Annotated in this window: 17 protein-coding genes; 4 read left to right on the top strand and 13 right to left on the bottom strand. The window is 67.3% G+C overall.

Annotation, left to right across the window (positions count from 1 at the left end):
* Positions 1-3: 3 nt before the first annotated feature.
* From AC13GF_RS01170 to AC13GF_RS01120, 11 genes are all read right to left on the bottom strand, one after another.
* Entirely contained in the window at positions 4-1,068 is a 1,065-nt protein-coding gene (locus tag AC13GF_RS01170; RefSeq protein WP_483002840.1) for a GNAT family N-acetyltransferase, read from the bottom strand.
* Between the two features lie 27 nt (positions 1,069-1,095).
* Entirely contained in the window at positions 1,096-2,496 is a 1,401-nt protein-coding gene (locus tag AC13GF_RS01165; protein ID WP_006425764.1) for an aspartate aminotransferase family protein, read from the bottom strand.
* Positions 2,497-2,558: 62 nt separating this feature from the next.
* On the bottom strand, positions 2,559-3,272 hold the full coding sequence (locus tag AC13GF_RS01160) for an MtnX-like HAD-IB family phosphatase (RefSeq protein WP_483002839.1): 714 nt from the start codon (positions 3,270-3,272) through the stop codon (positions 2,559-2,561).
* Between the two features lie 174 nt (positions 3,273-3,446).
* Positions 3,447-4,649, bottom strand: a complete 1,203-nt coding sequence (locus AC13GF_RS01155; RefSeq protein ID WP_483002838.1) for a DegT/DnrJ/EryC1/StrS family aminotransferase — start codon at positions 4,647-4,649, stop codon at positions 3,447-3,449.
* 10 nt (positions 4,650-4,659) lie between these two features.
* A complete protein-coding gene (locus AC13GF_RS01150; protein ID WP_483002836.1) occupies positions 4,660-5,058 on the bottom strand; it encodes a DMT family transporter in 399 nt (132 codons plus the stop codon).
* Positions 5,055-5,414, bottom strand: a complete 360-nt coding sequence (locus tag AC13GF_RS01145; protein WP_012479558.1) for an EamA family transporter — start codon at positions 5,412-5,414, stop codon at positions 5,055-5,057. Before AC13GF_RS01145 ends, AC13GF_RS01150 begins: the two co-directional genes overlap by 4 nt.
* Position 5,415: 1 nt before the next feature.
* Positions 5,416-6,252 (bottom strand): alpha/beta hydrolase, encoded by an 837-nt coding sequence (locus AC13GF_RS01140; RefSeq protein WP_010483180.1) that lies wholly within the window; start codon positions 6,250-6,252, stop codon positions 5,416-5,418.
* A 79-nt stretch (positions 6,253-6,331) separates the two neighbouring features.
* Positions 6,332-7,711, bottom strand: a complete 1,380-nt coding sequence (locus AC13GF_RS01135) for a sensor histidine kinase (protein WP_005412674.1) — start codon at positions 7,709-7,711, stop codon at positions 6,332-6,334.
* The gene (locus AC13GF_RS01130; protein WP_099498146.1) at positions 7,708-8,391 is read right to left on the bottom strand and encodes a response regulator; all 684 of its coding nucleotides are present in this window, start codon (positions 8,389-8,391) and stop codon (positions 7,708-7,710) included. The genes AC13GF_RS01135 and AC13GF_RS01130 overlap by 4 nt, the downstream gene beginning before the upstream one ends.
* 133 nt (positions 8,392-8,524) lie before the next feature.
* The gene (locus tag AC13GF_RS01125; protein ID WP_483002835.1) at positions 8,525-9,652 is read right to left on the bottom strand and encodes a metallophosphoesterase; all 1,128 of its coding nucleotides are present in this window, start codon (positions 9,650-9,652) and stop codon (positions 8,525-8,527) included.
* A 73-nt stretch (positions 9,653-9,725) separates the two neighbouring features.
* The gene (locus AC13GF_RS01120) at positions 9,726-10,175 is read right to left on the bottom strand and encodes a winged helix-turn-helix transcriptional regulator (RefSeq protein WP_483002834.1); all 450 of its coding nucleotides are present in this window, start codon (positions 10,173-10,175) and stop codon (positions 9,726-9,728) included.
* A 77-nt stretch (positions 10,176-10,252) separates the two neighbouring features.
* On the opposite strand from AC13GF_RS01120, the gene AC13GF_RS01115 reads away from it, so the two are divergent.
* Positions 10,253-11,470, top strand: coding sequence for an MFS transporter (locus tag AC13GF_RS01115; protein WP_483002832.1), 1,218 nt, complete (start codon positions 10,253-10,255; stop codon positions 11,468-11,470).
* A gap of 95 nt (positions 11,471-11,565) precedes the next feature.
* Here the strand turns inward: AC13GF_RS01115 and AC13GF_RS01110 are convergent, their stop codons facing one another.
* Positions 11,566-12,981: a GGDEF domain-containing protein gene (locus tag AC13GF_RS01110; protein WP_483002831.1), complete on the bottom strand. Its 1,416-nt coding sequence runs from the start codon at positions 12,979-12,981 to the stop codon at positions 11,566-11,568.
* 286 nt (positions 12,982-13,267) lie between these two features.
* Between AC13GF_RS01110 and AC13GF_RS01105 the strand changes: the two genes are divergently transcribed.
* Together AC13GF_RS01105 and AC13GF_RS01100 are read left to right on the top strand one after the other, a co-directional pair.
* Complete coding sequence (locus AC13GF_RS01105; RefSeq protein WP_483002829.1) at positions 13,268-15,517, top strand: TonB-dependent siderophore receptor; 2,250 nt, start codon at positions 13,268-13,270, stop codon at positions 15,515-15,517.
* A gap of 173 nt (positions 15,518-15,690) precedes the next feature.
* Positions 15,691-16,671: a cation diffusion facilitator family transporter gene (locus AC13GF_RS01100; protein ID WP_483002828.1), complete on the top strand. Its 981-nt coding sequence runs from the start codon at positions 15,691-15,693 to the stop codon at positions 16,669-16,671.
* Positions 16,672-16,709: 38 nt separating this feature from the next.
* Here the strand turns inward: AC13GF_RS01100 and nfi are convergent, their stop codons facing one another.
* Complete coding sequence (gene nfi / locus AC13GF_RS01095; RefSeq protein WP_483002826.1) at positions 16,710-17,384, bottom strand: deoxyribonuclease V; 675 nt, start codon at positions 17,382-17,384, stop codon at positions 16,710-16,712.
* 94 nt (positions 17,385-17,478) lie between these two features.
* On the opposite strand from nfi, the gene gpmA reads away from it, so the two are divergent.
* On the top strand, positions 17,479-18,228 hold the full coding sequence (gene gpmA / locus AC13GF_RS01090; RefSeq protein ID WP_033830680.1) for a 2,3-diphosphoglycerate-dependent phosphoglycerate mutase: 750 nt from the start codon (positions 17,479-17,481) through the stop codon (positions 18,226-18,228).
* The last annotated feature ends 21 nt before the right edge of the window (positions 18,229-18,249 follow it).

The raw sequence follows: 18,249 nt of genomic DNA, 5'->3' as shown, positions 1-18,249 counted from the left end.
CGTTCAACCGCCTCCATCAGCTTCGCCCTGCAGGTACGGTGCAAGCCTGCGCAGGGCGGCGCGCAGCAGCGGGGAGCGTGCGTGGATCGCATGCCGGGTGGAGGTGAAGCGGGCGCCCAGTTCGGCCTTGATCCGCGAATCGGTCCAGCCGGCTACGTAGTGGCTGAGGCCGTGCTGCAGCGCGTACTCGAGGTTGTGCATCCAGCTGACCGCATACAGGTTGTGCTCGCGTGATTGCGGGTAGGCCAGGCCGATGTACTTGTCCACCAGCTTTCCGGCGTGGATGTAGCACAGGTTCCAGCCGATCAGCTGGCCCTGGTGGCGGTACAGGAACATCCGTCCCTGGCCCTGGCTGTCGGCCAGCAGATGTTGGAAGTAGGGCAGGTCGAGTTGGTCGAAATGCACCGCGCTCTGCGCGTACACGCCCAGGTACAGTGCGTACAGTTCGGCCTGCAGCTGCGGGTCGGCCAGGGCCGGATCTCCGGTGGCGATGCAGTCGATCTGCAGGTCATCACGCGAACGCAGCTTGCGCCGGATGTTCTTGCGGCGCGAGGACGACATGCGGCCGAGATAGCCGTCGAGCGAATCGAAATCGATCGCCACCCAGGCCAGTGGCATGCCTTCCAGTTCGACGAACCCGCGTGCCAGCAATGCCTGCAGGAAGGCGCTGCTATGTGCGTTGGCAGCGTCGTCCAGCAGCGGTGAATCGATGGCCAAGTCCTTGACCACCAGCAGGCGCGTATCGCCGATCGCGTGACGCGTCACGTCCTCGGCCAGCGCCTCCGGCGCCACGTGCGCCGGCAACGGGGTGTACTCGGTGCTGGTGGCACCGACGAAACGGGTCTTCCAGGTGATCCACGGCCGCCACAGGCGCGACAGCGGCAGGCCGAGCAGCCTGCCGCGCAGTTCGTCGTCCATCGTGGTGGTCAGGTCCAGCGGCGCACGGAAGGTCGGCAGGCCGCTGGGAAGGCGGCCTGCCTCGAATCCGAGCGGCGGGTGGGCCAGGAAGCCCTCCAGCAGCGCAGCCGGTTCCAGCGCGGTGCTGGACGCGCGTGACGTCATCTCCATCGGCACGGGAACCGGCAGCGCATCGCCTCAGCCCTTGGCCTTGGTCAGCGCCTGGTCAAGCAGGGTGATCGCCAGGTCGATCTCTTCGTAGCTGATGTCCAGCGACGGCGCGAAGGTGATCACGTTCTTGTACCAGCCACCCACGTCCAGCACGAGGCCCATGCGCTTGCCGTCGTGCAGCAGGTCACCGGCCAGGCCGATGTCGACCATGCGGTCCAGCAGTTCCTTGTTCGGGGTGTAGCCGTCGGTCTGGCAGATCTCGGCGCGCAGGGCCAGGCCCAGGCCGTCGACGTCGCCGATTTCCGGGTGACGCTTCTGCAGGCCACGCAGGCCGTCGAGGAAGTAGGCGCCCTTTTCCGGCACGGTGCGCTCGTAATCCATTTCCTTGCCCAGCTTCAGCACTTCCAGGCCCAGGCGGGTGCCCAGCGGGTTGGAGTTGAAGGTGGAGTGGGTGGAGCCCGGCGGGAACACGGTCGGGTTGATCAGTTCTTCGCGTGCCCACAGGCCCGACAGCGGGTTCAGGCCGTTGGTCAGCGCCTTGCCGAACACCAGCACGTCCGGGGTCACGCCGAAGTGCTCGATCGACCACAGCTTGCCGGTACGCCAGAAGCCCATCTGGATTTCATCGACGACCATCAGGATGCCGTACTTGTCCAGCACGCGCTTGAGGCCGGTGAAGAAGTTGCGCGGCGGGATGACGTAGCCGCCGGTGCCCTGGATGGGCTCGACGTAGAACGCGGCGTATTCGGCCTGGCCGACCTTGGGATCCCACACGCCGTTGTATTCGCTTTCGAACAGGCGCTCGAACTGCCACACGCAGTGGTCGGAGTACTCATCCGGGGTCATGCCCTTCGGGCGGCGGAACGGGTACGGGAACGGGATGAACATCGCGCGCTCGCCGAAGTGGCCGTAACGGCGGCGATAGCGGTAGCTGGAGGTGATCGACGACGCACCCAGGGTGCGGCCGTGGTAGCCGCCCTCGAAGGCGAACATCAGGCTCTTGCCGCCACGCGCGTTGCGCACGATCTTCAGCGAGTCTTCAATGGCCTGCGCGCCGCCGACGTTGAAGTGCACGCGGCCGTCGAGGCCGAACTTCTCGTGCATGTCCACGGCAATGGTCTTGGCCAGCTGCACGCGGGTCGGGTGCAGGTACTGGCTGGCGACCTGCGGCAGGGTGTCGATCTGGTCCTTCAGCGCGTCGTTCAGGCGCTTGTTGCTGTAGCCGAAGTTGCAGGCCGAGTACCACATCTGCAGATCGAGGTAGGGCACGCCCGCGCCGTCGAACATGTAGCTGCCTTCGCCGCGCTGGAAGATCTTCGGCGGGTCGACGTAGTGGACGGTATCGCCGAAGGAGCTGTAGCGGGCTTCGTCGGCCAGCAGCTGCGCGTCGGAGGCAGCGGCGTCGGCGTTCTTGTCAAAAATGTTCATGCAGTTCGGTTCCGTGAAGGACGTTCGAAAGAGGTAACGGGGGCGTGCCTGGAAGGGAGTGCTCAGGCGGTGGCCAGCAGGGGCAGTACGATGGGCTGCGGGCTGGCGTCGAAATGACGTGGCTGCAGCAGGCTGCCATCGAGCAGGCGCGGCAGCAGCGCGACTGCATCGTGGAAGGTGTCGATGGCGGCGTGTTCGATGCCGGCCTTCGTGCAATGGGTGATCAGACGGCGCTTGGCGAACACGAAGTCGGCGTCTTCAGAGACGCAGAAGTCCGAGCTGCCATCGCCGATCATCAGCACGCGCGGTGCTTGGTTGGCGCGCGCCTGCGCGGCGCAGGTGCACTTGCAGGTGCCACTGCGGCAACCTTCGGCCTGGTAGGGCGATTCCAGTTCCCAGTGGTCCCCGCACCAGCGCAGGTGGTTGGCCACCACCGGCAGTCGCGACAGGCCGTGGTTGGCGAGGATGCGGCGGATCGCATAGTCCAGGCCATCACTGACGATGCGCAGCGGCACACCCAGCTGTTCGGCGCGGCTGACAAAGGCGGTGAAGCCCGGATCGATCTGCACCTGGTCCAGGTGGGCGTCGAGCGTGGCCGGGTCCAGCTTCAGCAGCCTGACCTGGCCCTGCATGCATTCACGCGAGCCGATCTTTCCCGCTTTCCACTGGTCTTCCAGTTCCTGCCAGCCCGGCTGGCCGTACTTTTCCAGCAGCGAGTCGATGACATCTTCGAGGCTGATGGTGCCGTCGAAGTCACACAGGATGCTCCAGTGCATGGGCAGGTCCGTCGATGAAAGAAACGCCCGGCCCGATGCCGGGGCAGGCTCAATGTAGGTAGGCAGCCTTTCTCGTTCCTTTCCTGTTGAAAGCCTTCATCCCAGGGCGCGGAAAGCGTTCAGGAAGGTGCATGGATGAATGCGTGAAGCGCAGTCCATCCATGCGTCTCGAGGTCACGCGCGGGCCAGTGCCTGCAGTATTCCGGCGGTCTCCTCACGGGTCTGCCAGGCGCTGTTGCCGAGGGTCAGCATGCGTGCGGCGAAGTCGCGTGCGTTGGGCATGTCGTCCTGCGGCACGATGCCGCGCAGGTAGGCATAGCCGGGCAGGGCATGGATGAACATGCGGCTGGCGCCGAGCCCGCGTGGCCACAGGTCCTTCAATACGGCATCGCGGGCGCGCTGGCTGGGCAGCAGCAGCATCAGCAGTGGCCAGGTGCCACCGCCACCGGCGAGGCCGTCGACCACCTCAACGGCTGGCAGCTGTGCCAGCTGCACGCGCAGCTGCAACGCACGCAGGCGACCGGCCTGCAGGAACGCCGGCAAGCGTCGCGCGGCATGCGCGCCGATGTTCTGCCGCCACTGGCTGACCCGGTGCTGCGGTATATCAAGCGGGAAAATGTCACCGACTGCTTCTTCCAGGTCGTCACGCTGAAGCGCGCTGCGCAGTGGATTGCCATACACCAGTGAAAGCAGCGAAGGGCGATAGCAGGCAGCAAGGCCCATCAACTGCACGCTGCGCAGCAGCTCCCAGCGCAGGCTGGAGCGAACGTGCTGGACGGCATGTTCGGCCAGCGCAGCACGCAGTTCGTCGTCACGGCTGACCAGCAGGCCGCCTTCATGCAGGCTCAGGCCCTTGCCGGCAGCCAGGCTGAAGAATCCGATATCGCCACGCAGGCCGACACTGCTGTTGCCGACCCGTGCGCCGAGTGCCTGTGCGGCATCCTCGATCACCCAGGCACCGGCGTTGCGGGCGACTTCGCAGGCCAGTTCGACATCGGCGATGCGCCCGCCCAGGTGGGTCGGCAGGATCGCCAGCGTGCGCGCATCGGCCAGACGCCTGAGCTGGCCGGGATCAAAGTCGAAGTGGCCGCTCCGGGTATCGCACAGCTGCACGCGCAGGCCCAGGCTGTGCACCGCGATCGGCACCAGCGGGCAGGTATAGGCCGGCATGATCACGGTGTCGCGCTTTGGCGCGCGCTTGCGCAGCGTACGCAGCGCGATCAGCAGTGCATGCGTACCGGAACAGGTCAGCTGCAGCGGCGGTGTGCCGAGCTGGCTGGCCAGGACTTCGCGCAGGTCGCCACCACCGGGCAGGAAATCGCTGGCCTGCATCGGCAGGCCCGCGGTAGGTGGCAGTTCGCGCGCGAACAGGCTCATCGCAGCGCGCTCACGAGGCGCTTTCGGTGGGGCTGTGCGGGTCGTCCGCTTCAGCGCGGCCGAGGCAGACGATGCCGGCCACGATCAGTACCGCACCGAGCAGATGGTGCAGGGTCAGCGGCTCGTTCAACAGCCACGCCGACAGCAGCAGCACGCTGATCACCTCCAGGTGTGATGCGGCAAACGCGGGGCCGATCGGCGCATGGCGCAGCAGGCTCATCCAGGTGAAGAACGCACCCACGTAGCCGAGGATGGCGCCGTACACCCACGGCTGCGACAGCACGCGCAGCAGCCAGGCGGTGTTGGCCTCGACCGGCAGCGCGGCATCACCGGCATACTTGAAGCACAGCTGGGCCAGCGTGTCGAAGGCCATCAGCAGCGGGAAGCCGATCACATACAGACGCCTCATGAGCCGGCCCCCACCACCGCCACGCCCGCGGTGACCAGCAGCATGCCGGTCACCCGCAGCGGCGTGAGCTTCTCGCGGAACAGGAAACGACCGGCGATCATCAGCGCGACGATGTTGATCGAGCCCAGCAGCACGCCCTTGGACAGCGGCACCAGCGACAGGAACGCAATCCAGGCGACGAACTCAAGCACGTAGCAGGCGATGCCGATCCACAGCCAGGGGCGGCTGAGCATGTGCTTCCAGCGTTGCAGTCCTTCGCCTTCCTGCGGATCGCTGGCGGCGGCCTTGAAGGCGAGCTGGCCACCGGTATCGAGTACCACATTGGCCAGCCACAGCAGCGTGGCAAGTGCTCCCATCTCAGGCCACCGCCTTGAGCACGCCCGTGCGTTCACCGATCTCGGTGAAAAAGCGCGCGCTGCGACGGATCACATCGCGGCGTTCGCGGTCGATGGTGATCATGTGGTAGCTGTCTTCCAGTACCACCAGTTCCTTCGGGCCGCTGACCCGCGACATCACCAGCTCGGCGTTGCCCATGCTGGCCACGTCGTCCTCGCGGGCGTGCATCACCAGGCACGGTGCGGTGACCTGGTGCAGGTGGCGGCGGGTCCAGTTGCTCAGCGCACGCATCTCGGCCAGCGCGTGCCAGGGGTTGCCCGGAAGGCCGGCAGCCGCGCTGTCGCCGGACAGCATGGCGGCGCTGACCTGCGCGCGCAGGCGCTCGTCACGCAGGCCGTACGGCGGTTCTTCCATGAACATGCGGTCGCGGCCGATGTTGAAGCGCTTGAACCACGGCAGCAGGAACGAGAAGCGAGCCACGGCGGGGATGTTCCAGCCGTCATAGCGGAAAGTGGCGCCGTATACGCCGACCCCGGACACCCACTCGGGGCGACGTGCAGCAAGCGCCAGTGACAGCACCGCGCCCATCGACAGGCCACCGACGAACAGCTGGTCAACCTTGCCGCGCAGGGTTGCCGCGGCATCTTCCACGCCCTGGTACCACTGTTCCCAGGTGGTCGCCAGCAGGTCATCCACGCTGCCGCAATGGCCGGGCAGCTGCACGCCGTGCACGGTGAAACCGGCGTTGTTCAGCCCTTTGCCCAGCATGCGCATTTCCGCCGGGGTGCCGGTCAGGCCATGGACCAGCAGCACGCCCTGTGGGCCACCGGGGAGGAAGAAGTCGTGCGATTCGGTCACCTGGCGGCTCCGGGACGGCAGTGGGGATGGCAGGATCGCAAGCGCGATTTTCGCCAGCCTTTCAGCGCCCCGGGCCGGGTCAGGGCGCCTTCAGCAGCGGCAGCGTGATGGCGACCTTCAGTCCGCCACCGGGGCGGTTCAGGAAGCTCAGGCGGCCGCCGAAGTGCTCCACCGCCTCGTGCGCGATGGCCAGGCCGAGGCCGGTGCCGCTGGCAGCGGTGCCCGGCGCCCGGAAGAAGCGCTCGCCCAGCCGTGGCATCACGTCGTCGGGCACGCCAGGGCCGTTGTCTTCCACATACAGTTCGACATCATTGTCGTCCAACGCGTGCACGCCTACCGTGACGGTTGCATTGCGGCCGGCATAACGCAGGGCATTGTCGATCAGGTTGTCCAGCGCCTCCTGCAGCATGGCGCCGTTGCCGAGTACACGCAGCGGATGGGGGCTGCCGCGGTAGCCCAGATCGATGCCATCGCGGATCGCCTCCGGTACGCGCATGCCGACCCACTGCGGCACCAGCTCGCACAGATCCAGTGCCTCCACGGTATCGGGCACGGTCTGCGCCCGGCTCAGCGCCAGCAGCTGGGTGCTGACCCGGGCCGTGCGCTGGTTGAGCCGGCGGATGTGCTGCAGTGCCTCGCGCACCGTATCGGGGTCACCATGTGCCAGGGCCTGGTCCACGTGCAGGGCCATGCCCGCCAGCGGCGAACGCAGCTGGTGTGCGGCATCGGCGATGAAGCGGTTCTGCAGGGTGATCATTTCCGCCTGCCGGGCAAACAGATCGTCGATGGTGCTGATCAGTGGCTGGATCTCCTCCGGCACGTCGGCATCCGAGATCGGTGCCAGTTCGCCGCGGCGCTGCGCCAGGCGGGTCCTCAGCGGGGTCAGGATGCGCAGGCCGTAGGTCACGCCGAACCAGACTAGCGCGGCAGTACCCAGCGCCAGCATGGTCATCAGCGGGATGATGATCATCAGGATTTCGCGCGCGCGCTGTCGGCGGTCGGCCATGCTCTCGGCCACGGTCACCGCCAGCTGGTCCTGTGGATCGTTCATCGCCTGCGTGCAGACGGTGGCCATGCGCACCTGCTGGCCATTGAGGTTGCCGTCGTACAGCGCCGGATGCACGCCGGTGCAGTCCTGTGAAGGGGCGTACGGGCTGAAGTCTGCATTGCCGCTGAGGGTACCCATGCGGCTGCTGTCGACGTTGAAGTAGCGATGGCCGTCGGGGTCGTACTCGATCAGGAAGCGCGCCTGAGGAGACAGGTCGCTGGTCACCGGCATGGTGCTCAGCATCTGCGCGAACGAATGCGTGTCGTCGATCAGGTTGCGGTCGTGGATGCGGTTGGAATAGTCCAGCGCAACGTAATAGGCCAGGATCGTGTTGAAGGTGAGCAGGCCCAGCATCGGCAGCGCCAGAAAGGCGAGCAGGCGCCGACGCAGGCTGGGGGGGCCACTGATCACGAGGCGCTTTCGTCCTGCGCGTCTTCCAGCATGTAGCCCAGCCCGCGCACGGTGCGGATGCCCATGCCGCCCGGTTGCAGCTTGCGGCGCAGGCGGTGCAGGGCGATGTCCAGGCCGTTGTCGGTGAGGTCCTGGCCCCAGTCGCACAGCGCTTCCACCAGTTGCGCGCGCGACACGATGCGCTCGGCGCGAACCGCCAGCGCCGACAGCAGGCCGAATTCGCGCGCGGTCAGTTCCAGTGACTGGTCGTCGATCCACACGCGGTGCCCGGCCAGGTCCAGGCGCAGGCGGCCGATGCGCAGGTCCGGGTTGCCATTGCTGGTGACCCGCCGCAGCTGTGCGCGTACACGGGCTTCGAACTCGTCCAGTGCGAACGGCTTGACCAGGTAGTCGTCGGCGCCGAGGTCGAGCACACGCACGCGCTCGGCCAGGCCGTCGCGGGCGGTCACCACCAGCACCGCCAGACCATCACCGCGCTGGCGCAGGCGCTGCAGCACATCGCGGCCATCCAGCTGCGGCAGGCCCAGGTCCAGTACCAGCAGCGCGTACTGGGTCGAGCCCAGCGCAGCGTCGGCGTGCGCGCCGTTGTCGACGTGGTCGACCACATGGCCCTGCCGGCGCAGCGAGGCGCACAGGCCGGAGGCGATATCCGGGTCGTCTTCAGCAATCAGAACGCGCATGCGCGGGGCTCCTGTAACAGTCAGGCCCACCGGATGGACGGGGTGGGCCTCTCTCGGCTGCCGAGGGTAGCCGCAAACCGGGTGAAGGTGGAGCGCGCCGCCACCGCCCGGTGCCGTCGCACTGTCCCGCCATTCAGTCCTGCAGGCCTGGCTCACCCTGCGCCAGCGGCACCCGCGAGCCGTCCAGCAGGCCACGGCTGAGCCTGCCATCTTCGATGAACAGCAGTTCGCCGTTCTCGCCGTTCTTGATGCTGCTGTCGATGGCGATCACGCGGTCGCCGTGGAAGCTGCTGACGTGTGGCATCGAGGTATGGCCGACCACGATGCGCTTGAGCTGCAGGCGGTCGAGCACGGTCTGCACGCCAGCGGTGTCGAGGCGGCCATCGAAATAGCCGCGGTACCAGATCGGGCTGGTCTTGCCGTCATACAGCGGTGCGGTGGCCGGGTCGGCCTTCACTTCGGCCTTGGGCAGGCCGAGCGAGGCCTGGTAGGCCGCGTTGGTGCGCGCCGGGTCCAGCGCCAGCTGCACTGCCTCGGGCGAGATGCCGCCGTGCAGGAACAGGGTGTCGCCGATCTTCAACAGCACCGGGCGGGTGCGCAGCCATTGCCCGATCACCGAATCGGCACCGTACAGCTGCGGGTAGCTGCGGCCCAGCAGCTGGGCGCTGCGCAGGTACTTCGGGTTGACGTAGCGCAGGTCGTCGTACAGCACCATGGTCTCGTGGTTGCCGAGCACGAAGTGCACTGCGCCGCCGGCGGCGGCCGCCTGCTGCTGCAGGCCGTACAGCAGCCAGAAGGCCTCGGTCACCTGCGGGCCACGGTCGAACACATCGCCGGCGATGACCAGGGTGTCCTTGCCCAGCGCCCAGCGGTCCTGTGCATCGATGACCTGGTGGGCACGCAGCAGGCGCACCAGCAGCCCGTACTGGCCATGGATGTCGGACAGCGCCACGATACGCGGCACGGCCGGCAGCACCGAGACCGAAGGTGCATTCGGGGCAGCCACATGCAGCGTGTGCTCGTAGCCGCAACGCGGGGCGATGTCGGTGCCTGCGGCCTGCGTGGCAAGCGTGTGCGACTCGACCTTGTCGTCGCAGATCCATCTGGCCTGCAGCTGGTTGCCCTGGCGGAACACATAGGGGCCATCGGCCTGCACGTGGTCGGCGGGCGCGGCAACCTCGCGGGCCTGCGTGGTTGCTGTGGCGCAGGCCAGCAGCGGCAACAGCAGGGCGGTCAGCAGGGAGGGGCGATAGCGCGACATCGGCGGCATCCGGTGGCGGAAAGACCCGATGCTAACCGGCGCGGGCGTTCGTCGGTGTGCGCGAATGGGCGGATCAGGTGTCGCGCCCGTCGTCCTTGAGCTTGCGCACGCGGGTGGCGGTGGACTGAAGCGGTTGGCCGTCGCGCCCATGCGGCTGCATGTAGGGCAGCGGCCGCCGCGTCGCCGATTCGATCAGCTGTGAATGGGCTTCGCCTGCACCGAAGCGATGGCGCTCTCCCCACTGGCGCAGCGCGACCAGCAGCGGGAACAGTTCCTGGCCAGCGGCGGTAAGCACGTACTCCTGGTAGGCCGATCCATCGGAGGCCGGCTGCAGCCGCAGGATGCCGGCCTCGACCAGCCGGCGCAGGCGGTCGCTGAGGATGTTGCGCGCCGCGCCGAGGCTGCGCTGGAAATCTCCGAAGCGGGTGATGCCGTCGAACGCGTCGCGGATCACCAGCAATGCCCAGCGGTCACCGAGCAGGTCGGCAGTGCGGGCTACAGGACAGGGGCTGTCGGCGTGCATGCTGGGTATCTCCGAATGTGGTTGCAGTTTAAAACCAATGGCGATAGCCTGCATCTGGTTTCAAATTGCAACCAAAAATGAGTGCCGCATCTATTCCCCGGCCGCTGCTGGTCCTGCTTGCGGTTGCCGCAGGCGCCAGCGTCGCCAATGTCTATTACGCGCAGCCGCTGCTGGATCAGCTTGCACGCGCCTTTGCGCTGGACCGGGCCGTGGCCGGCGCGGTGCTGGCTGCCACCCAGGCCGGCAGCGTGCTGGCGTTGCTTGGCCTGCTGCCGCTGGCGGACCGCGGCGACCGGCGACGCCTGCTGCGGCTGCAGTTGATCGCGCTGGTGCTGGCCCTGTTGTGGCTGGCGGCGTCACGCACGGCGAGCTGGTTGTTGTCGGGCATGCTGCTGGCCGGCTTGCTGGGCACCGCGCTGACCCAGGGCCTGATTGCCTATACCGCCATGCTGGCACCGCCCGAGCAGCGCGGTCGCGTGGTCGGTGTGGTGCAGGGCGGCGTGTTCATCGGCCTGCTGCTGGCGCGCGTGGTGTCCGGTACGGTGGCGGCGGCCTTTGGCTGGCAGACGGTCTACCTGCTGTCAGCGGTGGTGATGGCGGTGTTGGCGGCGATGCTGTGGCGGCGCCTGCCCGCAGTGCCGGTGCCGTCGGTTCCTCCACGCTGGCGCGAGCTGCTGGGCTCGATGCTGGGCATGCTGTGCCGGGATCGAACGCTGCGCGAGCGCGGGCCGATGGCATTGCTGTTGTTTGCCGGCCTCAATGTGTTCTGGGCGGCGGCACCCCTGCCGCTGTCGGCACCGCCGCTGCACTGGTCGACCGCAGCCATCGGCGCGCTCGGCCTGGCCGGCGTGGTCGGCGCGCTGATGGCTGCACGTGTCGGGCACTGGATGGACCGTGGTTTCACGCATCGGGTCAGCCTTGGTGCGCTGCTGCTGATGCTGGTCGCGTGGTGGCCGCTGCTGGGCCTGCCGCAGTCGCTGTCCTTGCTGCTGCTGGGTGTGGTCGTGCTCGACCTCGGCGGCCAGGCACTACATGTCTCGAACCAGGCATTGCTGCTGCGTGCACCGGCAGAACAGCATGGGCGCCTGGTGGCGTTGTACATGCTGTTCTATGCGCTGGGCAGTGGTGCAGGCGCGGCGGCGGGACCCTGGATGCAGGTGCGGCATGGCTGGCCTGCCGTGTGCCTGCTGGGGGCAGGCATCGCGTTGCTGGCGCTGCTGTGGTGGGCAGCGTGGCGGGTGGGGGCGGTGAAAGCAGCGGCTGGGCGCCGTATCGATCGAGCCGGCTGTCGGTAGAGTCGACTGTCAGTCGACCACTCTTCGCCCAGCGTGCGAAAAATCCCGCGCTGCGCGCGATAGTCGACCAGCGGTCGACTCTACCTGTCCTGCCGTCATCGCTGCAGCGCGCGCCGCCCGGGGGCTTCCTGCAATGCCTCGCTGGCCACCACCACGCGGTTGCGGCCGCTGCGCTTGGCCTCGTACATCGCGGCGTCGGCACGTGCCATCAGCCGCTCGTAATCCGGATGACCATCGTGACCGGCCACGCCGATGCTGGCGGTCAGTTCCAGCACCTGGCCATTGGCCAGCGCTACCGGCGACTGTGCGATCTGCCGGCGCAGGCTCTCAGCGATGACGGTCGCCTGCGATTCGCTGGCGGCCACCAGTACCACCACGAATTCTTCGCCGCCATAGCGGAACAGGTAGTCGCTGCCACGCGTGAGCTGGCCGAGCAGGCCGGCCACGTGCTGCAACGCGCGGTCGCCGGCATCGTGGCCGTGGCCGTCGTTGATTGCCTTGAAATGATCCAGGTCGAGCAGCAGCAGCGAGAACGGTGTGCGGTTGCGTGTGGCCAGCTCGATTTCCCGACGCAACACGGTGGGCAGGAAGCGACGGTTGAGCAGGTTGGTCAGCGCGTCGCTGCCGGCATCCAGTTCGCCGATGCGCTCGAACAGCAGTGTCATCAGGGTGCGGATTGCAGCCAGGTCCTCACGGATGGCCGGCAGCACCGCCAGTCGCTGCGCCGGAGCATCGCCGCTGGCGCGCTGCAGGTGGCCGTCAATGCGGGCCATCAACTGGCCCACCTGCTGCGTTTCGCTGCTTTCGCCGAAGCTGGGGATGCCCTTGTGGGTGAACCACAGGCCGAACTCCGAGGTGGCCAGGCTGGCGTTGTCGCTGGCCTGCACATGACCGGCGAGTGCGTACAGCAGGGCGTTCTCCCAGTCCAGCAGCAGTGCGCGCTGGCGCTCGCGTTCAGTACCGACGTTCTGTACCAGCGAGAACAGCCGGTAGGCGGCGTCGGCACGGGTGGAGCGCTCTCGCGCATGGGTGTAGGCCAGGGTCATGCCTTCCATGGCGATGTCCATGATCGCGCTGAGGCAGGCGATGGCGGCAAATGCGGTCGCGCTGTCGGGCGCGTCGTCGCGCAGGCGCACGAACAGCTCGTGCTTGAGCACGCGCGCACCGCGGGTGACCAGGTCGACCGGGATGCCGACCCGTGCGTGTACGTCGCCGATCACCCGCTGCGAGGCGACGGTGGTGGCGATGCCGGAGGCCTCGGTGGTCAGCAGTTGCACCAGCCAGCGCTGCATGGCCGGCTGCAGGCGCTGCTTGACCTGGTCATGGGACAGGAAGCGGCGTGCACGCCCGTCCTGCAGCAGCACTTCGTAAAAGCGCTGGGCCAGCGCGGGTGGGGCATCGGTGGCAGCGGCCTTGAGCAGCGCGGTGGCGGCAGGGCCGGCCTGGAGCAGGCAGTGCTGCCAGGCCTCGGCCAGCGGCTGGCTGGCATCGTCCAATTGGGGTGGTTCCACGTCGATCTCTGACTGCGTACGGCAAACCACGGGTATCGGCCGCGGCGGCATACGGTTGATGGCGGGTTAGCCGGCCAGTTTACGCGCGGTGCAGGGTTGCACGGTGCGCAAACCACATCGGCGCCGCTGCGGCAATGAGTGAACGCATTTGAGAATCAATCGCATTGGTGGGAGAATGCGCGCACGGAACGGGCTGCAGGTGCCTGCAGGACTGCTCCGCCTCCCCCTCGTCGTTGCCTCAAGCCCTTTGCCAGAGGCCCCGTAGCCCTGCCAGAAGGTCCTGATCATGTCTCCTGCCGTTGTCCTTTCGCCGCGCCCGCTGGCGCTTGCCGTTGCCGTCCTGCTGGCGGGCAGCGCCCTGACCGCCCAGGCCGAAACCGACGCCACCGATATCGACACGGTGCACGTCACCGCCTCGCAGATCGCGCGTCAGGCACTGGGTACCTCGACCATCACCGCCGAGGACATTGCCCGGCGCCCGCCGGCCAACGACATCGCCGAGCTGCTGCGGACCATGCCCGGCGTCAACCTGACCGGCAACAGTGCCTCGGGCCAGTACGGCAACAACCGCCAGATCGATCTGCGTGGCATGGGCCCGGAAAACACCCTGATCCTGGTCGATGGCAAGCGCATCGGCGCACGCGATGCCGTGCGCATGGGCCGCAGCGGTGAGCGCAATACGCGCGGTGACACCAACTGGGTGCCAGCGGAAATGATCGAGCGCATCGAAGTGCTGCGCGGCCCGGCGGCGGCACGCTATGGCTCGGGTGCGTCTGGCGGCGTGGTCAACATCATCACCAAGCGCCCGACCGGCGACCTGACCGGTGCGGTCGACCTGTATGGCCTGGTGCCCGAGCACAGCGCCGAAGGCGGCAGCGAGCGCGTCGGACTGCAGCTGAGCGGGCCGATGACCGACACCCTGTCGTTCCGCCTGTACGGCAATCTCAACAAGACCGACGCCGATTCGCTGGAACTCAACCGTGACTTCGCGACGAATCCGAACGCGGTGCCGCCGGCCGGCCGCGAGGGCGTCAAGAACCGCGATGTCAACGCGCTGCTGCGCTGGGACGTGACCGCCAACCAGGTGGTCGAATTCGAAGCCGGCACCAGCCGCCAGGGCAACATCTATGCTGGCGACCGCGCGGTCAGCACCACCGGTACCTCGACACCGATCGATCTGGGGGCCTTGGCCGAGCAGCAGGCCGAGACCAACCGCATGTACCGCAACACGGGCGCGATCACCCATCGCGGCCGCTGGGGTGACGTGACCTCGCGGGTGACGGCCGCAGTGGAGGCGGTGAACAACTCGCGCATCAACGAAGGCCTGGCCGGTGGCCCGGAAGGCAGCTTCAACGGCACCGACTGGTCGACCTCGCGCCTGCGCAACTACCAGCTGGACGGCGAAGTTAGCTTCCCGACCACGCTGGGTGGTGCCGAGAACATCTGGACGCTGGGTTTCGAGTACCTCGACAGCCGCCTGACCGACCCGTATTCGATGAGCCAGTCCAGCAGCAGCGGCGGCGGATTCCCGGGATTGTCGGCCGATCGCGCACGCGGCAAGTCCGACGCCCAGACCACGGCCGTGTTCGTGGAAGACAACATCTACCTGGGTGAGCGCTGGATCGTTACCCCGGGCCTGCGCTTCGACCACCACAGCCAGTTCGGCAACAACACCAGCCCCAGCCTCAATGCGCAGTTCCGCATCAACAGCGACTGGGTGGTAAAGGGCGGTATCGCCCGTGCATTCAAGGCACCGAACCTGTACCAGTCGAATCCGGACTATCTGTACTACACCCGTGGCAATGGCTGCCCGAATGCACTGCCGAGCCTGGGCGCCGGCTGCTACATGCGCGGCAACGCGGACCTGAAGGCGGAAACCAGCCTGAACAAGGAGCTGGGCATCGAGTGGGCACCGCAGAGCGGCTGGCAGGCGTCGTTGACCTACTTCCACAACGACTACAAGGACAAAATCCAGGCCGGCTACAACCAGATCGGCCTGACTGCCGACACCAGGGGCCGCATCTTCCGCTGGGAGAACGCACCCAAGGCGATCGTGCAGGGGCTTGAAGGCAACCTGGTGATCCCGCTGCTGGGCGAGCAGGGCAACCGCCTGAAGTGGAGCAACAACTTCACCTACATGGTGGAGAACGAGAACAAGAGCACCGGCCAGCCGCTGTCGGTTATTCCGAAGTACACCGTCAACACGATGCTGGACTGGCAGGCCACCGACAAGCTGTCGATGCTGCTGACCGGCACGTTCTACGGCAAGCAGAAGCCGGCCACCACCAACATCAACAATGATCCGCGCTGCACCGGTACCTGCGACCCGTCGATCGCACTGCAGGATCGCGGTGCGTACAACATCTGGGGCGTGAGCGCGCGCTACAAGGTGACCGAGACGGTCAGCTTCGGCTTCGGCGTCAACAACCTGGCCGACAAGCGCCTGTTCCGCGAGGCCAACAGCAGCGATGCCGGCGCGGCGACCTACAACGAGCCGGGCCGCGCGTACTGGGCCAGCCTGCGTTTCGGGTTCTGATCGCAGGCGGGCGTCGTTCCGCTGGGCTCGCCAGGCACGGCCTGGCGCTACTGGGTAGCGCCGGGCCATGCCCGGCGGCTCCGGACCTGCGCGCCTGCAATGTTATAAACACCGTAATAGTCTCCCTCGCCAGCACGGCGTAGCCTGCACCGCATCGCAAAGGAGCTGTTGCCATGGGCCACGACCACGATCACCTACCGTCCGAGATCCGCCACGAGAAACCCTTGTGGTGGGCACTCGGCCTGACATCCACCTTCCTCGTCGTCGAGGTGGTGGGCGCGTTCTGGACCAACAGCCTGGCGCTGCTGTCAGATGCGGCGCACATGGCCACCGATGCACTGGCATTGATGATCGCGCTGGTCGCGGTGCGGCTGAGCCGGCGCCCGCCGGATGCACGTCGCACCTACGGCTATGCACGGCTGGAAGCGCTGGGCGCGATGATCAACGGTGCGATGCTGTTCGTGGTCGCCGGTTACATCCTGTGGGAGGCCATTGGGCGTTTCCGCGAGCCGCAGGAGATTGCCTCGTCGGGCATGCTGGTGATTGCGGCGGCGGGCCTGGTCATCAACCTGATCTCGATGCGCCTGCTGCAGGCCGGCAGCGGCGAGAGCCTCAACGTGAAGGGTGCCTACCTGGAAGTGTGGGCGGACATGCTCGGCTCGGTGGCGGTGATTGCTGGCGCGCTGTTGATCAAGTGGACCGGCTGGAAGCCGATCGATCCGATCCTGGCGGTACTGATCGGCCTGTGGGTGCTGCCGCGCACCTATGTGCTGATGCGTGAGGCGATCAACGTGCTGCTGGAAGGCGTGCCCAAGGGCATGGACGTGTCCAAGGTGCGTGACAGCCTGTCCGGCCACGCTGCGGTGCTGGACGTGCATGACCTGCATGTGTGGGCGCTGGCCTCCAGCACCCCGGCACTGACCGCGCACATCGTGATGCGTGACGGCACCGATGCCGATGCGCTGCGCCGTGAACTGGGCGGGCGCCTGCACGATGACTTCGGCATCGAGCACGTGACACTGCAGCTCGAAGCGGACCACTGCGGCGAAGCCTGTGGTGAGCCCACGCCGGCCAAGGGCGGCGAGCACGAGGGCTATGAGGGTCACGACCACGGCGAGGACGCGCAGGGCCATCGCGGCCACGTGCATCGTTGATTGAAATTGGGGGCCGCGGCGGGTGGTGCCCGGCGTGGCTATTCGTCCCGTCGGGACGCCAGCCGATCCGCCAGCCGGGTCGGCTCCGGCAGCCGGTAGCCATGCAAGGTGCGCTGCACCCAGGCCAGCGCGGTATCCGCACTGACCCGATGGCCGCCGGCCACGAACAGCGGCTTGCAGCGCACTTTGCTGCGCAGCACCCAGCCCAATTGTTCATCGCCATCCAGCAGCGGCGTATGCGCACCGGCCTCGGCACCTGGTTCGACGAACCGGCCCACCAGTTTCGACTTGGCCACACCGATACTCGGCAGGTCGGTGACCACGCCCAGATGCGCGGCCACGCCCAGCCGGCGTGGATGGCTGATGCCGTGCCCATCGACGAACACCAGGTCCGGCGTGCGTGGCAGCAGCGCCAGTGCGGCCAGCAGTGCCGGCAGCTCGCGGAAGCTGAGCAGGCCGGGGATGTAGGGCATCACCGTAGGAATCCGCGCGATCTCCTGCGCTGCGGGCTGCAGCGTCTTCGCATCCAGCAGCACCGCCGCGGCGCGGGTGATGGCGCCGTTGTCCTCGAAGCCGACATCCAGCCCGGCCAGCCAGCGCACGTTGCGTGGCAGGCGGTCCTGGCGCTCCACGCGGCCGGCCAGCTGGATCTGCTGCTCGCGGGCGGCGGCGACGCTGCCTTCCCAGCGTCCGGGGTCGATCACCGTATTCATTGGTCACAGCATCGCATGCGCGGTGCCACGGCCCGGTGAGTGGCGCCCGGGGCTACAATGCCGACCTGCCTTTCCTCGCGTTGGAGACCCTGCAGTGACCCGTAAACTCGTACTGTTGCGCCATGGCCAGAGCCAGTGGAACCTGGACAACCGCTTCACCGGCTGGGTCGATGTCGACCTGACCGAGCAGGGGCGCCGGGAAGCGGCCGCCGCCGGTCGCCTGATGCGCGAGGAAGGCCTGCAGTTCGACGTCGCCCACACCTCCGTGCTCAAGCGCGCCATCCACACCCTGCAGGGTGCGCTGGCCGAGCTGGAGCAGGACTGGCTGCCGGTGAACAAGTCCTGGCGCCTCAACGAGCGCCACTACGGCGGCCTGCAGGGCCTGGACAAGGCCGAGACCGCCGCCAAGCACGGCGAGGACCAGGTCAAGGTGTGGCGCCGTTCGTACGACATCCCGCCGCCGGCCATGGACCTGGAAGATCCGGGCCACCCGATCCATGACCGCCGCTACGCCGGCCTGGATCGCAACGCGCTGCCGGGCACTGAATCGCTGGCGACCACCCTGGACCGCGTGCTGCCGTACTGGCACGACGCCATCGCGCCGCAGCTGAAGGACGGCAAGACCGTGCTGGTCACCGCCCACGGCAACTCGCTGCGCGCGCTGTACAAGTACCTCAACAATGTTTCGCGCGAGGAAATCCTCGAGCTGAACATCCCGACCGGCATCCCGCTGCTGTTCGAACTGAACGATGATCTGACCGTGCAGTCGTTCCGCTACCTGGGCGACCCGGAAGCGGCGCGCAAGGCTGCTGAAGCCGTGGCCAACCAGGGCAAGGCGCGGTAGATACCCGCCGTTGGTGGGTAT

The organism is Stenotrophomonas sp. 22LJNL06-5-1, from assembly GCF_056861455.1.
The sequence above is the reverse complement of the archived record's forward strand: the minus strand, read 5'-3'. Positions and strand labels throughout refer to the sequence as shown.

Bases quoted from the DNA above. Each gene is read 5' to 3' on its own strand.
- AC13GF_RS01150 (WP_483002836.1), bottom strand. From the start codon at position 5,058: ATGAGGCGTCTGTATGTGATCGGCTTCCCGCTGCTGATGGCCTTCGAC.
- AC13GF_RS01145 (WP_012479558.1), bottom strand. From the start codon at position 5,414: ATGGGAGCACTTGCCACGCTGCTGTGGCTGGCCAATGTGGTACTCGAT.
- AC13GF_RS01120 (WP_483002834.1), bottom strand. From the start codon at position 10,175: ATGCACGCCGACAGCCCCTGTCCTGTAGCCCGCACTGCCGACCTGCTC.
- AC13GF_RS01105 (WP_483002829.1), top strand. From the start codon at position 13,268: ATGTCTCCTGCCGTTGTCCTTTCGCCGCGCCCGCTGGCGCTTGCCGTT.
- AC13GF_RS01100 (WP_483002828.1), top strand. From the start codon at position 15,691: ATGGGCCACGACCACGATCACCTACCGTCCGAGATCCGCCACGAGAAA.
- nfi (WP_483002826.1), bottom strand. From the start codon at position 17,384: ATGAATACGGTGATCGACCCCGGACGCTGGGAAGGCAGCGTCGCCGCC.
- AC13GF_RS01170 (WP_483002840.1), bottom strand. From the start codon at position 1,068: ATGGAGATGACGTCACGCGCGTCCAGCACCGCGCTGGAACCGGCTGCG.
- AC13GF_RS01125 (WP_483002835.1), bottom strand. From the start codon at position 9,652: ATGTCGCGCTATCGCCCCTCCCTGCTGACCGCCCTGCTGTTGCCGCTG.
- AC13GF_RS01115 (WP_483002832.1), top strand. From the start codon at position 10,253: ATGAGTGCCGCATCTATTCCCCGGCCGCTGCTGGTCCTGCTTGCGGTT.
- AC13GF_RS01155 (WP_483002838.1), bottom strand. From the start codon at position 4,649: ATGAGCCTGTTCGCGCGCGAACTGCCACCTACCGCGGGCCTGCCGATG.
- AC13GF_RS01130 (WP_099498146.1), bottom strand. From the start codon at position 8,391: ATGCGCGTTCTGATTGCTGAAGACGACCCGGATATCGCCTCCGGCCTG.
- AC13GF_RS01160 (WP_483002839.1), bottom strand. From the start codon at position 3,272: ATGCACTGGAGCATCCTGTGTGACTTCGACGGCACCATCAGCCTCGAA.
- AC13GF_RS01165 (WP_006425764.1), bottom strand. From the start codon at position 2,496: ATGAACATTTTTGACAAGAACGCCGACGCCGCTGCCTCCGACGCGCAG.